Here is a 14810-nt window from a genome sequence, read left to right on the forward strand (position 1 = left end):
GAAAAAAGAACCAAACTCTTCAAAGAGGGGTTCTTTCTACTTGCCAATTTTAAATGGTGCACGCCTTATGCTTTCTTGGTTTGAAACTGCTTGATAGCAGCCGCAATGTCTGCTACTCGCTCACCTAATCGCGCTGCCATCAGCAGCTCTCTAGGATCTGGCGAAAGTGAACTATCCGGCCCAGCTAAAGTGGAAGCCCCATAAGGCGAGCAGCCAATCGCATCTGACGTTAAGTACTCCGGATTCTCCGAATATGGCAATCCCACGAAAATCATCCCAAAATGAAATAAGGGGACCATCGCGGTTAATATGGCTGCTTCATGTCCTGTATGGATGGACGCTGTACTATTAAATATGCCGGTCGGCTTGCCCTCAAGGGCACCCTCGATGCAAAGCTCTCCAGCCATCTCAAGGAACAATTTCACTTGCGCGGGCATTGAGCCGTAATATGTGGGGAAGCCCCAAAGGATCCCATCAGCCCAACGCAGATCATCATTTGTCGCGATTGGGATTTCTTTTTGCAGCGCGAGTGTAGCTTCATACTTCTGATAACGATCCGTAAGACGAAATTGCTTAGCTAACGTAGTGGAGCTAGATGTCTTCTCCTGCAGCGCAGGGCGTCTATCTTTATCAGATGTAATCACACGATTCACATCGGCAGCCATTTCGGGTATACGCACAATTCTTACAGGATGCGCGCCTGATTGGCTTGCACCATCTGCAACGGCTTGCGCCATCTGATACACGTGACCAAAGGCACTGTAATAAATGACCAACAGATTAGCCATCTTGACGGTTCACCCTTTCGCGAATTCGGGCTTTTGGAACGATACAGCTTCACTTGCCTTTTGCCATAACTGAGCTAAGGCATTGTTGTTCCACGCAGCTTTCGTGCCAGGGGATCTGACAAAGCGTCCTTGGCTGTACACCCATCTGCGTTCAGGGAGCATGGTAAAGATTTCTTCGGTTGAGCTGCCATCTACGATGACGAAATTGGCTGGATAACCTCCTGTAATCCCAGAGGCAGAAAGTCCAAGAACCTTTGCGGGAGCCTCTGTGATCATTCGCAGCAATGTGCGAAGATCTGCGGGTCTGCCCATATGAGCAGCATAGGAAGAGATCAGTGCTATTTGAAGTAAATCCCCTCGCCCGAAAGGGTGAAATGGATCATGAATATTGTCCGATGCAACTGCAATTGGGATGCCTCGCTCATGAATTTGCTTTAAGCGAGTGACGCCCCTTCTCACAGGGAATGAATCCTGTCTGCCTTGCAAATAGAGATTAACGGCAGGCAAGGAAACTGCCTTTAGTTTGGCCTCTGCCATCTTGTCGATGATGCCGCCTGCATCCTTATCAGTCATCGAGGCTAATGCACACAAGTGATCAACGGTCACTCTGCCCTCATAGCCTTTTTCTTTCGTGCACTCTGCTACATATTCAACAGTTCGCATCTGCGGATTATCAGTTTCATCACAGTGTAGATCAATCGGAACATCGTATTTCTCTGCCATTTTGAAAATAAAATCAATGTCATCCTTCGGTGTTACCGATAAATGCGGTGCACCACCGATACCATCCACCCCCATCCGTAAGGCTTCCTCAATGGCTTCATTATCCAGAGACATGAAATTGTACGGACACATCGGGAAAAGCTGCAAAGTCATGTATGGCGCTAAGGCCTCTCTGGCTTCCAGTGCGGCTTCAATGGTACGTAAAGCGATGTCCCGTGAATATCGAAGATTGAAATCCAGATGCGTGCGAATGTGTGTAGTTCCAAAAGACAGTGCCTGCAGCGCCGATCGCATCATTCTGGCTTTAATCTCGTCTTTCGAGAACGTAGGCGATGCCGATGAGTAGTTGCGAACTGCCTCTTCCAGCGTACCGCTGATATTCTCCACGGTGGTTAAGGAAAACGCTTTGTCGAGATGCATATGCGAATCCACAAAGCTTGAAAGCAAGATTTTACCTTCAAGATCAAGTGTTGTAATGTTGGACATTTCTACATGTTGATCAGGATTCCATGACTCGAGCGAGGTTGAAATGGGAGCAGCGGCATCTGCTTCTTGTATGCGAATATGCGTCCAATGACCATCGCGAATCGAGAGACGATATAATTCCCCCTCATTTAATAATGGCAATCTGACGTTACATAGATCGATGTTGTTGTTAGAAGCCAATGCCGCCACCTCCCGAAGTTTTGTTTATTTTTTAGGCAAGAATTGTGTCGTAAACACTTTATCAATATTCTCAGCAGTCTTCAGTACGCCTACTTCAACTAATTGCTTCTGCACTTCTTCCCATCTCTCTTTAGTCATAATGCCTGTGCCTTTAGTCGCTGCATCGCCACCGAATACAAAGTCCATTTCCTTCGCTGCGCTGTATTTCATCATGTCGAGGCCCATGTCTGGGTTCTTCGTTTGTATGCTTGGATTGATCTCATCGGAATGATCTTTGTAGTAATCCCAACCCTTTACCGTCGCTTCAACGAAGGCTTTGACCTGATCCGGATGCTCTGCGATCATCTTCTCTGTCGTGAAGTACACGCCAGCGTAAATTTTATAACCAGAATCGGCAACGAGCAGCGTACCGTATTCAACCTTCTGTTGATCCATCGTGAATGGCTCAGAGGTCACATAGCCTTGCGTTAGCGCCGTTTTGTCACTCACAAAGTTCACTAATTGACCTGTATATTTCATTTCTTGTGCGTTTGTTAACTTGTATTTATTTTTGATAAATTGCCAGAAGCTCGCCGTGGATGCTACATACACTTTATGACTATTTAAATCTCCGAAGTCTTTCACACCGGCATCTTTATGATAAAACAGGGCTTGTGGACTCTTTTGCATAGAGGTTGCAATCGCCACTACTGGTATTCCTTCTTGTCTGGCTACCAAAATATCATCACCGTTCGCCATCCCGAATTGGGCTTTACCAGATGCTACAATCTGTGTCGAGGATACAGAAGGACCACCAGGCATCAATGTCATATCAAAACCTGCATCCTTGTAATAGCCTTTCGACAAAGCAGCAAAATTCCCACCATGCTCAGGCTCCGCGAACCAGTTCAAGACCACCGTTGCTGGAACAATCGGTTTGGCGGCTGGTGCCGCTGATGCTGCAGGAGAAGCCGCCGCCACCGTTGGTGCTGCTGTTGGCGCAGACGAGGAAACAGGAGTACTGGAACTTCCACATGCGGCTAACAAACTAGAAATCATCACTAAACTAAGGGATACAGCTGCTGGGCGTTTCGTTGCAAGTGCAAGAGTACGTTGAAATCGTTTCATGGTTAACTTCCCCTCCATATTTGGTTTTCTATGTCTACAAATCTTGTTTAACCTTGAGTCAAATATACGTTTCACGGCTTGTCTGCGTCAACGAATAGACTGATGTTTTGTATTTTTACACAATAAAAGTACGCCTTTTCATTACTTTTCCAACTGTATGATTATTGTAAAGTGAATAATACCACTTAAAACCGAACATTATGTCTTAGAGCTAAACTGTCCCAACCACCACGCCTAATTCTTTCAGCCAACGACGATACGCAATTGAGAAACGATCCACCTTATGATTCAACTCGACTTGCAGATCTAGAGGCAGCAGCTCAGGTTTCTGCGTCTCAATGACCCTAGCATCCTGCTCAAACACGATGTCTTGGAATTTAATGAAGTTCGCGTCATCAACGTCATACGCATAGTTACGTGAAACCATCATGAAGACGACACATTCTTCCGCAGCTACAGGAAGTACGGTGAGCATAATCCATAACGTTTGACCATTGCTTGGATCCGCCTTCGATAGCCTAGCAGACAAGGGCCGATACACTTCCTTCATATAGACATACGTAGTACCCTCACTTTTATCCGAACCCGAATGCGCAACAGGCTGGAAAATCGGAATATTTTCGATATAGATGCGATCCTCTTCTTTCACAACCTGGAAATCAGGAAGCTCGGCATAGTCTGGGTGACCCAGTAAATCCTGATGGACGAACATTAAGTGAGCGAAGTCTGTGAAATTTTCAATGACACGCGTCCCTGCTGCTGCAACCTTATAGGGTCCGCACGGAAGTGGGTGGTACTCTGGATTCGCAAACTCTTCAAAATGCGGGATTGGGGCTGCAGGTTCACCAATACATACCCAGATGAAGCCATATTTCTCTTCACAAGCGTACGTCACGGCTTTCGCGCGAAGCGGAATTTTCTCGCCTTTGGGTTGTGCAGGAATACAAACACACTGTCCCGAGGAGTCGTACTGCCAGCCATGATACGGACAAACCAGCACATCATCCTTGACCCACCCTTTGGATAACATGGCTCCACGATGGACACAGAGATCTTGCATGGCGTGAACGCCCCGGCTAGAGCGATAAAGGGCTACTCTTTCTCCTAAAATGATGACACCTACCGGTTGATCTTTCAGCTCAGATGCAAGGTACACCGCATGCCAATCATGTTCAAGAACGGGATCATGTAGACGTTGTAATGCCATAGAATTCATCCTCCTCTAATTGGACCTACATTTGATTCGCAAAAATAGGATACTGCCCCGCTAACTTGCTTCTAAGTACGTCAACTCTGGCTTGTGCTCTTCTCAAAATCTCCTGCTCATCAATCCATGTGCTCTTCCCGTGCTCCACAACGACTTGCCCGCCTACCATCACCAAATCGACGTCATTGCCGTTCGCATTATAGACAAGAGCTGAAGAAGCGCGATGCACGGGACTTATATGGGCTTTCATCATATCAACGGTCACTAGATCTGCTTTCTTCCCTGGTTCGAGGCTGCCTAAATCCTGGCTTCGGCCAACAGCCTTTGCCCCATTCACTGTGGCCATACGCAGTACATCCATCGGAGGCAGCAATGTGGCATCCAACTCATTCACCTTGTGCAAGCAAGCAGTAAATTTCAGCACTTCGAGGTTATCTTGGCAGTTGTTGCTGCCAGGACCATCTGTTCCTAGCGCAACATTGATGCCCATCCGCAGCATCTCAGGTACCCGTGCAACGCCGGAAGCTAGGTACATATTGGAAACGGGACAATGGATGACGGATGCTTGCTTTTCTTTGATGAGGTCGAGCTCTCCGTCATCCAGCCAAACACCGTGGACAATCTGTGTCTGATCGCTGAGTAAGCCTACTTCATTTAGAAGCTCCAAATTTCTAAGACCGTATCGCGCCATCGTTGTGTCGATTTGTTCACTCGTTTCTGCGACATGTACATGAGAAATGAGCTTACGATCTCGACTGAACACGGCTGCTTGTTCGAGATATTCTCGGGAACAACCATATAAATTGAGTGGTCCAAGCGCTATTCGAATGCGGCCATTTCCTGCACCTTCCCACTGATCAAGCAATTGATCTGTGGCGTTGAAAATCTGCTCACCTGTCTCTCGCAAGCGAACCTCTCCTGCTAGGTCGGATCCTCCTCGTGCCAAATGTCCACGAATCCCCGAATCAATCATTGCTCTTAACACACTGGCATCATTCTCTGGGTACGTGTGGATGTAGTGATGATCCATCATATAGGTAGCGCCTGATTTCAAATTCTCTATACACCCGATCAATGCGGCTAAATAGAAATCCTCCGGCTCCATCGCGAGACTCATCGGCCAAATGATCTCTTTCAGCCACTGGGCTAAGGGGGAGTGATCAGATACGCCTCGCATAAATGTTTGAAACAGATGCGTGTGGCCATTCACGATGCCGGGGATAATTACTTTCCCCTCTGCGTTATAACGGTAGGAGGACTCTGTGAGAAGATGATCTAAACTGCCATCTGATTTCCATTCGCCAACTTCACAGATGACATCATGTTCCATGTACACATAGCCTGGTTTGAACATTTGGTTCGTGGCATTCATTGTCAGGACGGTTCCGTTGTAGATGAGTTTTTTGGTCATGCGGCACCTCCTCGTTTTATGTTTTATGTGTTATGTTATCTAACATTTAACTCATATTGGTTTATATATGTTATATTAATTAACATGATTATATGTACACTTTCGAAAATCGTCAACACCATGTGTAAATGTGTATCATAAGAATTGTTTCGTTTATTTATTGATAGTGTGATTTTCGCTTAACATTTGTTGTATTTTCAATGCTTTTTAAGGCATATTTTGAAGTTAGCAAGGAATACTGTGCAATTGTATATATTTTTAGATTATGAATAGGAGTGATGATTATGTTAGATTTGCACGTTCTGGACCCTGTCGATCAAGAAATTATTAAGTTGCTGCATGAGAACAGCAGAATGTCCTATGCAAAAATCGGTGAGATTCTGAATCTATCGCGTGTCGCGATTCAAAAGCGTGTTGAAAACCTTATCGACAATGAAATTATCGAGAATTTTACGATTCGCTTGAATGCAACGAAGCTAGGGAAGGTAGTTAGTGCATTCTTCGAAGTGGAAGTGGAGCCGCGCTTCGCGGAGGAAGTGGGAAACACACTTTCGGCGGACCCGAATGTGGTGTCGATCTACCAAATGACGGGAACCAGCTCCTTACACATGCACGCTTTGTTAAAGGATGATGCTGCGCTGGAGGAATTCCTCTATAAGAACATCTACAAGCTGAACGGCGTTGTGCGCGTGAACACACAAATGGTGATTAAAAGATTCAAACAAGGGACGGGTTTGGAGCTTTGATTTGGTATCGGTCGAGAGTGGTGGTTAACTGCCGAGGATTTTGTCGAGGAGAAAAGATTGGCTACTAAAGGGTACTTGTGGGTTGAGGTACTGTTGATGGGAATGGGATTGGAGTTGGTTAATTGGTGAGGTGGAGAATTAATAATAATGCTGCTGAATATGAGAATTGTGGCAGGCTTGGGTGTTGAGTAGCATCATTAATTGATTGTAAAGAAAGCAACCCGCGGAGATTTACTATTAGGTCGAGAAGTCTCGGAGGGCGAGCCCGCTTAGATTCAATTAACTGGAAAAACTCCAGCTATATCGTCAGTTTAGGATGAAATGTAGAGAGTAGATGGAAAAAGTACATTTAATTCTCTCGATTCTGTTGATTTGGGCGGGGTTCGATTGAAAATAACTGTACTTTTTACAGTTATTTCAAATAAAGCGAAGATTACCATGAAATTAACAACATATTTTCCATATATTCACTTTTATATGAGCGCCTAGGCTGGGTAGCGGGTGCGGGTGCAAGTGTGGGTGCGAGTGCAGGTGCGGCTGCGGGTAATAGTGGCGGCGTTGCGGTGGCACTTAACTCCAGCTACCTCCCCCAAAAACAAAAAGCTGTTTCCAAGTAGATCTTCCACTTGGAAACAGCTTTCCTCTATTACAGTTTCAACCGATACATCGCTTTGTTTTCCAACCCGCGGATCATCGGCGTCCAAGACTCGGACTCCGGTGTGATGAGCAGCGTGTCCTCGACCATTTGCAGCTTCGCATCCATCGAGTCGATGTAATGAAGTGCGACTGCCTCCGGTAGCTGCGGCAGTACAGGACTTCCCCACTCCGGCAAGTTGTGGTGAGAAAGGACAATATGCTGCAATCCAATGACGAGGTCGGATTGAAGATCTAACCCAAGGTGCAGAGCAGCCTCTGTAATCCAGTTGGACGCCATGGAGATGTGTCCCAGTAGCTTCCCTTGCACACTATAGTCGGAAACGATGCCGAGTTGCGCGATCATTTCCTCCGGCTTTGCAATATCATGAAGGATAATGCCTGCTTTGATCAAGTCCGCATTGAGAAATGGACGCTGCTTGCAAACAAACTCACCAAGCTCCAGCATCCGCACGATGTGATAGGCAAGCCCAGCGAAATACGCATGGTGATGCGTCTTAGCCGCTGGATAATGGTCCAGCTTATCCCCGACCTTCGCCACGCAAAACGAAACGATTGACTGAATCGTTGGATTCGTAATACTCGCTAATACACCATTAATCGTATGAATCAGATCAGCTGGACTGATCGGCGCAGAACGAATAAAATCAGTGATTTGCACGCCATCTTCCGGCAGCGCTTTGCGAATTTTCCCAATCTTCACTTGCAAGCGTTCACGGTACAGTTGAACAAGTCCCTGTACCTTTACTAAGGTCATTGGGAAAAAGGTCTCTTTATCCGCAGCGCTGACGTCCCACATTTTGGCGGATACTTGTCCGCTCGCATCACAGAGTACAATATCCATGAAATCTTTGGCAGGTGTTGTATTCGTCTGTTTAATTTCCAACTCTTTAATTAAGTAAAAGCCCGTAAATTCATCTGGTGCTTGTAAATGTTTAATTAATGTCATGTGTGTGCCTCCAATAATCAATAGGAACATTATACTACGAAATACGCCTAATTGATTAGTGGCCCGCCTAGAAATTTATACCGCATCCCTCTCCGCACCTGTTTCTAAGACCAATCCCTCTTCCGTCTGGAAAGTAATGTCAACCACCGCACCATATCCCACCTTACTCCGAATGTGAAAACGATGCTTATCCCCGAACGTGAGCTGAAGCCGCTTACTCGTATTAAAGAGGCCAATATGCTCGACTTGATCCTCCGCTTTCAACGTTTTCCTAAGTTCCAACAGCTTCGCTCTAGTCATTCCGACACCAGTGTCCAAAATCGTAATCGCAATGAGAGGGCCACGTGCTCTCATTCGAATTCGGATGTAGCCGAAGCGCTCACTTTCTTTGATCCCATGATAAATGGCATTCTCAACAAGTGGCTGCAGCATTAACTTCATAACCATATGATGGGTGATCGCCTCGTCGTATTCCCAAATGATTTGAAACTTTGATTTGTAGCGAATTTTGAGAATTTCAATATAATTGCTCGTATGATAAATCTCCTCAGCTAGCGTAACCATTTTATTCCCCTGGCTAATTGAATACTGCACAACCTCCGACAAATAGTCGATCATCTGACTCACTTCGTTATGACCACCCGTTTGGCCCATCGATTTCCAGAAAATCGTTCGCAGCGTATTCGCCAAAAAGTGGGGATTAATATTGGATTGCAGCGCCATCATTTCCATCGCTTGCAGCCTGTATTTCTTCTCTGACAGCTGGATTTTCAAATAACTTCCTGCGAAACGGTCACATAGGTCATCGGATATTGCGTAGAAGCAATACTCGAGATAATGTATCGCTCATTCGAAGTCGTCTTCTCATAAAAGTTTGAAGGAAGCTGACTCGCGTCCAGCAGTTGACTAACATCCAGCTCCTCTTCATTCGAGCTCGCAATAACCTCACCGCCGGTGTTCAGAAGAAAAATAGCTTGATGCGGCAGGTATAGGAAATCACTCATTACCTTCTCTATATCTTCCTTCTTAATGTTCATCACAAGGCAGCCATCAGGTTTCGTGGAGCCCGGCGCGTATATTTTTTTGTAGATCGTCACGACCGGCGTTTCGGTTTTTCAAAAGAGAATCTTTTTATCGTTCTATTTTGGATAACAAGGTCACCTTCACTCGTCATAGAACTCGCCGTCCGGAACCACGATGTATCATAAAACTGGGTAATACTCGTAATTCCCTCGTTCGAGGCAAGGAAATTCCCTTTGTCATTAGAAAAGTACAGATAGATCGAATGAATATAGGGTTTAATGTTGGCTGGAGAATTCATCATACTCATGAACGTTCCATAAGCCTCTATATCATACGGATTCAATTCTTCATTTCGCAAAACTGACTTCAGCTTTTGAATCAAACGCGCATTGTAGTTAAAGGTATAATGCAACGATTCCTGCTCATTAAAAAGCAATTCAATTGTACTTTTCGTTTGTTCAAGCGTTTTGTAATTGGACGTATTGACTTCTTTTTTGATATAGCGCTGCGTCGTAATAATCGAAAATGTCCCCAGAATGATTAATGGAATCAATAAAGGAATGATTAAGCGGATTAGGCTTTTGATAAAAAACTTTTTCCTCATTTCAACTCCTTCTTATTACGATAATCCCTCGGGTTCATGCCATAGTAGTTCTTGAACGCCCTAGTAAAATTGAAAGCATTGCTATTACCTACCATCTCGCTGATTTCATATGTTTTGTATTGAATATCATCCAGAAACTGTGCTGCTCGCTGCATGCGAACTTGCGTTAAGTACTCAGAGAAAAGAATTCCTGCGTGTTTTTTGAAAAACTTACTCAAATAATCGGGGTTAAATTCACGATTCGCGCCAGATCCTCCAAGGTCACATGCTGATAGTTCTGCTCCACGTGCTCTTTAATGGTGTGGATCATTTTGTCGGCAAAATTAGCTAGATCTTCCGGCTGACTCCTCGCTTGCAGCGGGGTTGCGGCTTGGTTCAGGTTATCCGGCTCTGTCTTAATCGTCGTGAAAACACGAACTAGTTCATTGAAATTCGTGGATTTCAATATATATCGTTTCACACCAACTTCAATTGCCTTTTGAGCATAATCGAAATCTTTGTAAGCACTAAAGAAGATAATATTAATCTTGGGATAATGGACACTACCGTGTCAGTGGAAAGACCATTTTTATCGAAAAAGGCTTTATTAATCATCGTCCCAAAACCATTCGTTCCCATTGGCAATGAAACAAGTTTGCCATTTACGGAATCATACTCATCCAAAATTTTCTTCGCAAATTGGCTAAGATCAATCACTGATTCTTTGCTCAAATCCACGAAAATATCACCTTGTGCAGATAGACTTGGCAGCCACGGGTAATCCAATTGCATCAGATCAGGTGCAGAGTTGCCAGCAATTTGCGTCATAATCTTCTGTTGGTAACCTTCATATCCTTGGTACTCGCCTTCAATTTTCACATTCGGATTGAATTTGGTGTAAGCCTCAATTGCCGCTAAAGTTGCTTTATGCCTAGCATCAGACCCCCACCAAGCAAACCGTAGCGTAACAGGCTTTGCTTGCGCTTTAGGTGTCTCTGTACTTTGCGCTGGTTTCGTCGTCTCTACCGCTGCCTTCTCACTACTACATCCAACAACTGCGGAGACAAGTACCGTCATAATCCCCACACTGCCGAGCATTTTACCCCATTTTTTGTTCATATCCGCTTCCTCCTGAATGGTTTGTTCTAATGGTTGTGTGCCTTGTTCTTTCCTATTAAGAGAATATCATCCTGCACCTGGGAAAAATAGGACGCTGCCTTGATAAAAACTATCACAAATGAAGCGTTTACAGATGCATATCCATTATTGATAGGAACGGGCGCTAAAGGTGATAGGTTTCCCGATGAGGGAAGTTGATACAGCTGTGCAGTGCTTGTCCATCTGCCAACCAGCCAAGCACCTGCGAATCCTTCAAACTCAGGGATCAAGGCGCCTAATCATAACCTTTTACATGACATACTCACGAAAAACCTCATTTAGATACACATATTTGCTCGTTGGATATTTGAACCCGAGGAAAAAGCCAGAGAAATCTATTTGAACTGAAACAAGTCTCCGACTCGTCACTGTACTTCGTATCAGATGATTCAACAAGGTCTCATTCTGCGTATTGATTGCCTTCACGATCAGCGCCGCGTAACTCGGATTGCATATTATTTCCCGATATAGAGGAATGACTGCTTTCGCGATCGCACGATTAATCGTGGAACTGAACGTGAACTGCACTTGACCTGGACGAATCGTTGTCCCATTCGTGATTACAAGCAGCGGTTTCGGCAGTGGCAAATCGACGAACCACCCCACGCCATTCGACGCTAAGGCCGAAAGCGGTTCTGAACCGATGACGGAGCGCAGCAGCTTATTCATGCGTGCAATATCTGCCTCCCGCACGGCCTTCGCCCACTGGACGGAGTACGTACGGCTGCTCACCAATTTGCGGTAAAATGGCAACATGACCGTAGCGACTTTGCGGATCGCATACACGCGTTGTTGGATTGGCTTTGCCACGTGCAAGTTAGCTTTTCTTTGGAATTTGACGAGTCGCTTACTCGTTCCGTATCTATTCATCTGTATACACACTCCTAATCACCATATAGAGTAGACTATTGCTTATGGCGTGGGAAGGTGTGGGCATTGGCCAAAACAAAAAAAGACTGCTTGAGCTTATGCTCAGGCAGTCTTTCAAACACGCTTATAAACGCCTCACGATGACCTCATCGCGAGACTCATTCCAATCCCAATGGTAGCCTAGTTCTTCCGCAAGTTTCGCCCAGCTTACGAGCACGAAATTGTTCAGCACTTGTACGTCTGCCGAAGGAATTGTTCCATTCCTTCCCATAAACGTGTATTGAATACGTCTATTTTCTTCATCGTAGGTAGCATCACCCTGGCCTAGCTTCTCAAACGTTTGACTGAGTGGCACCCAGGGGATGCCTCCAATGACAATTGGCTTGATCCCGTTATAAGTGATTGCTTGACCTTCCAATCTGATTCTGATAAAAGGCAAATGATGTGCGATTTTGTTGCCTTTCAGCAATGTAATCCTTCCATTGTCCAACTCTGACCGCTCCGCCTCTGAGAGATGAGCAATTTTGTCCTTCGCTACTTGGTCATACAGCTTGATCTGATAAGTCTTCTCCATCCGCTTATGAAGGCGAGCGATCTCCTCTGGGGTCGTCGCTTTCAGGCTTCTCCCCTGCATCTGCGCCATCAATACGCCTATGGTCTCTCCAGCCATTGCCCCGTTCGGTTGTATTCTTGCGCTCCCGTAAGCCACAGCGGTTGCACCAACCAGCTTCCCCGCGGTGACAACGTTGTCGTAATCATGAAGCAAATAGCTTCGTAGAGGCATCCCATATTTATCCGGACGCCCAATAGCCAGTCCCTCCCGATTCGAGCGTGAGCCTTGAATGTCCATAAAATACCCACCGACGCTAACGTTATCCCAGAACATCCGGCCGGTCATTAAATCCGATGCCTGTCTCCAGCTAGCTCCAACTTCTCGAAGCCAGCCATATGCTTGCGAAGATGATCGCGTATGAAAGGCATTTCTTCCTTGGCGAGCTGCATCCCTCGTTCGATTGTTTCCTTCCGGCTCGGATCAATACCGTATACCTGAAGCGCGTTAATCATGATTTCTCCATTACCTTGATTAAGAATGTTCAATCCTCGGAGATTAAGCTCATTCTTGTTGTGCAGTTCATACGCCGATACGATTGGAGGAAACCCATAAGCGATGTGCGAATTCACATAGCTTTCAGGTCCGAATGTATGAGAACGCTCGATCTTCGTCATTTTCCAAAACTGAGTTTGAAACTTATCCCAATCGACTCCCTTAAATTTCATCATGTACGTACCACTCATATATTCGCGTTCCTTACTCCCATATAGCGCTTCTAACCCAGGAAGCGGTTTCACATCAAGCTTGCGAATCAACGCAGCGTCATCCGAATTATCAACCAGATAGGAAGGCTTCACCATCCGCTTTTTCCCATCACCGTCTTGATAAGCGAGAGAAATGACCTTATTGCCTGTTACTCGCAAGTCTTCAAGCACGATATTTTTCTCAACGGGTATGCCTTCAATAAGTTTGTGGAAATAATGGGCAAAATCCGTTTTTGTACGGATACTTCCTTGTGTATACGCTTGGAAAAGCTCCTTCATGCCGCCTTGCATGAGCAGTGTGCCTTCATCATCGTAGGTTCCATCGAGATAGAGCATCTCACCTTGAATGAGTTGCCCGCCTAGTCGGCTTTTCGTTTCGAGGATTAATACGTCGAGACCTTCCTTCTTTGCCTTTTGAGCAAGATACATGCCCTCTAATTCTGTTCCCATGACAACCACATCTGGCTGAAAGGTCGAATGCGTATGTAGGGTAAATCCCCCATCACTGTCTCGGAGCAGTCCGAAGTAGCCTAATACTCCGCCAGCTATCGTAATAAATGCGAGAATACCGATAATCAATGTCGATTTCATATTACTAGCTAGCCAATTTTTCAAAAAGTTCATCACCCTGCTGCATCGAATACGTGCTTTCCCTTATTGTATGCATATTGCAGAAAAAAACCAACAGGAAAATGACCGTATGAGTGCGTTAGTTCACAGCAATTTTAGCGGCTGCTTCTTGAGCGAATTGAACTCGCAATTGTTCTTTGCGCTCATCGCGCTCTTGCGGCTTCATCCGGGGACACGTATAACAATATTGCCCGCCTTCTGTTCGGTAGTACATACAACAGGCCGTCTTCAGTTTAATTTTCGTGTCGGGCTCGCCGGGATAACCAGGGTAATCCACAGTCACAACCTTGGCATACAAGGGATTCCGAAGTCGGCCGAATACTTCACCTTTCAATTCCTTCGTTACAAATAAATGGTCCTCAGCATAACGAGCATGCCACTCTTCTGATGTATTCATTTGTTTCCATTGTTCGAAAATAAAACGAATGCGCATCGGTATAATTTTCCACAAATGATGAATGTCCATATCGGCGGCAACGGCGATTGCTTCGACAATTGGCCGAATAGTCCCAGCATACCAGTGGGATAAGTGTTCTTCACGCCATTCACTTCGATGTCCGCACTCTGGACCACTAAGTTTTCTTAATTCTTTAAGCACAATACGGAACTCAACGAACCCCTTCTCACTTCGATACAATTGCAGCGACCATAACTCCGGAGACAGATCAAATAATTCATCATGTGTAACCATATACTGCATCGCCGCATTCAGACCCCCGAGACGGCTAATTAAATAAGCACCAGCCGCTGCGGGTTCGAGTGCTTTCATCAAGGGCGAGTAAGCAGCTAAGAACTCTTGCATCCCTTTTTCCGTTAAAAGCTGCTGTCCTGCCATCGTGAAAAGCGGGTCCGGATGGGACTCCATCCGAACTCCGTAATTTTCCGCTATATAAGCCTGAACCGATGTGCTCATATTCCCCTCTCCCCTTGTCGTTAACGTATCTCACCCATCTTCATCCTCTTGGGAACTAGTATACC

General features: G+C 45.5%; 15 protein-coding genes and 1 pseudogene. 1 reads left to right on the plus strand and 15 read right to left on the minus strand.

What is annotated here, in order from left to right:
- Positions 1–65: 65 nt before the first annotated feature.
- From L6I86_RS08590 to L6I86_RS08610, 5 genes are all read right to left on the minus strand, one after another.
- A complete protein-coding gene (locus tag L6I86_RS08590; RefSeq protein ID WP_236286192.1) occupies positions 66–788 on the minus strand; it encodes an NAD(P)H-dependent oxidoreductase in 723 nt (240 codons plus the stop codon).
- A 9-nt stretch (positions 789–797) separates the two neighbouring features.
- Positions 798–2177, minus strand: coding sequence for an amidohydrolase family protein (locus tag L6I86_RS08595; RefSeq protein ID WP_236286194.1), 1380 nt, complete (start codon positions 2175–2177; stop codon positions 798–800).
- A 24-nt stretch (positions 2178–2201) separates the two neighbouring features.
- Positions 2202–3284, minus strand: coding sequence for an ABC transporter substrate-binding protein (locus L6I86_RS08600; RefSeq protein WP_236286195.1), 1083 nt, complete (start codon positions 3282–3284; stop codon positions 2202–2204).
- Between the two features lie 211 nt (positions 3285–3495).
- Positions 3496–4491 carry an aromatic ring-hydroxylating dioxygenase subunit alpha gene (locus tag L6I86_RS08605; protein WP_236286196.1) on the minus strand — a complete coding sequence of 332 codons (996 nt, stop codon included), beginning with the start codon at positions 4489–4491 and terminating at the stop codon, positions 3496–3498.
- Positions 4492–4516: 25 nt separating this feature from the next.
- On the minus strand, positions 4517–5902 hold the full coding sequence (locus tag L6I86_RS08610) for an amidohydrolase family protein (RefSeq protein ID WP_236286198.1): 1386 nt from the start codon (positions 5900–5902) through the stop codon (positions 4517–4519).
- A gap of 284 nt (positions 5903–6186) precedes the next feature.
- Here L6I86_RS08610 and L6I86_RS08615 point away from each other — a divergent pair, with 284 nt between their 5' ends.
- On the plus strand, positions 6187–6648 hold the full coding sequence (locus L6I86_RS08615; RefSeq protein ID WP_056624330.1) for an Lrp/AsnC family transcriptional regulator: 462 nt from the start codon (positions 6187–6189) through the stop codon (positions 6646–6648).
- A gap of 646 nt (positions 6649–7294) precedes the next feature.
- On the opposite strand, the gene L6I86_RS08620 is transcribed toward L6I86_RS08615, so the two are convergent.
- The 10 genes and pseudogenes from L6I86_RS08620 to L6I86_RS08665 form a co-directional block, all read right to left on the minus strand.
- Positions 7295–8251: a 3'-5' exoribonuclease YhaM family protein gene (locus tag L6I86_RS08620; RefSeq protein WP_236286203.1), complete on the minus strand. Its 957-nt coding sequence runs from the start codon at positions 8249–8251 to the stop codon at positions 7295–7297.
- Between the two features lie 75 nt (positions 8252–8326).
- Entirely contained in the window at positions 8327–9025 is a 699-nt protein-coding gene (locus L6I86_RS08625; RefSeq protein WP_236286204.1) for a sensor histidine kinase, read from the minus strand.
- The gene (locus L6I86_RS08630; protein WP_236286206.1) at positions 9022–9348 is read right to left on the minus strand and encodes a hypothetical protein; all 327 of its coding nucleotides are present in this window, start codon (positions 9346–9348) and stop codon (positions 9022–9024) included. Before L6I86_RS08630 ends, L6I86_RS08625 begins: the two co-directional genes overlap by 4 nt.
- A complete protein-coding gene (locus tag L6I86_RS08635; RefSeq protein ID WP_236286207.1) occupies positions 9345–9878 on the minus strand; it encodes a hypothetical protein in 534 nt (177 codons plus the stop codon). The genes L6I86_RS08630 and L6I86_RS08635 overlap by 4 nt, the downstream gene beginning before the upstream one ends.
- Positions 9875–10096, minus strand: coding sequence for a helix-turn-helix transcriptional regulator (locus tag L6I86_RS08640; protein ID WP_236286209.1), 222 nt, complete (start codon positions 10094–10096; stop codon positions 9875–9877). Before L6I86_RS08640 ends, L6I86_RS08635 begins: the two co-directional genes overlap by 4 nt.
- Positions 10093–10338 carry a hypothetical protein gene (locus tag L6I86_RS08645; RefSeq protein ID WP_236286210.1) on the minus strand — a complete coding sequence of 82 codons (246 nt, stop codon included), beginning with the start codon at positions 10336–10338 and terminating at the stop codon, positions 10093–10095. Before L6I86_RS08645 ends, L6I86_RS08640 begins: the two co-directional genes overlap by 4 nt.
- The gene (locus L6I86_RS08650; RefSeq protein WP_236286212.1) at positions 10335–10976 is read right to left on the minus strand and encodes an ABC transporter substrate-binding protein; all 642 of its coding nucleotides are present in this window, start codon (positions 10974–10976) and stop codon (positions 10335–10337) included. Before L6I86_RS08650 ends, L6I86_RS08645 begins: the two co-directional genes overlap by 4 nt.
- A gap of 288 nt (positions 10977–11264) precedes the next feature.
- Entirely contained in the window at positions 11265–11885 is a 621-nt protein-coding gene (locus L6I86_RS08655; protein WP_236286218.1) for a hypothetical protein, read from the minus strand.
- Positions 11886–12009: 124 nt separating this feature from the next.
- Positions 12010–13826: pseudogene (locus L6I86_RS35790) on the minus strand (FAD-dependent oxidoreductase).
- An 85-nt stretch (positions 13827–13911) separates the two neighbouring features.
- Positions 13912–14745, minus strand: coding sequence for a (2Fe-2S)-binding protein (locus tag L6I86_RS08665; RefSeq protein ID WP_236286220.1), 834 nt, complete (start codon positions 14743–14745; stop codon positions 13912–13914).
- Between the last annotated feature and the right edge of the window lie 65 nt (positions 14746–14810).

Origin of the sequence: Paenibacillus allorhizoplanae (assembly GCF_927798215.1) — a bacterium.
GTDB lineage: Bacteria > Bacillota > Bacilli > Paenibacillales > NBRC-103111 > Paenibacillus_E > Paenibacillus_E allorhizoplanae.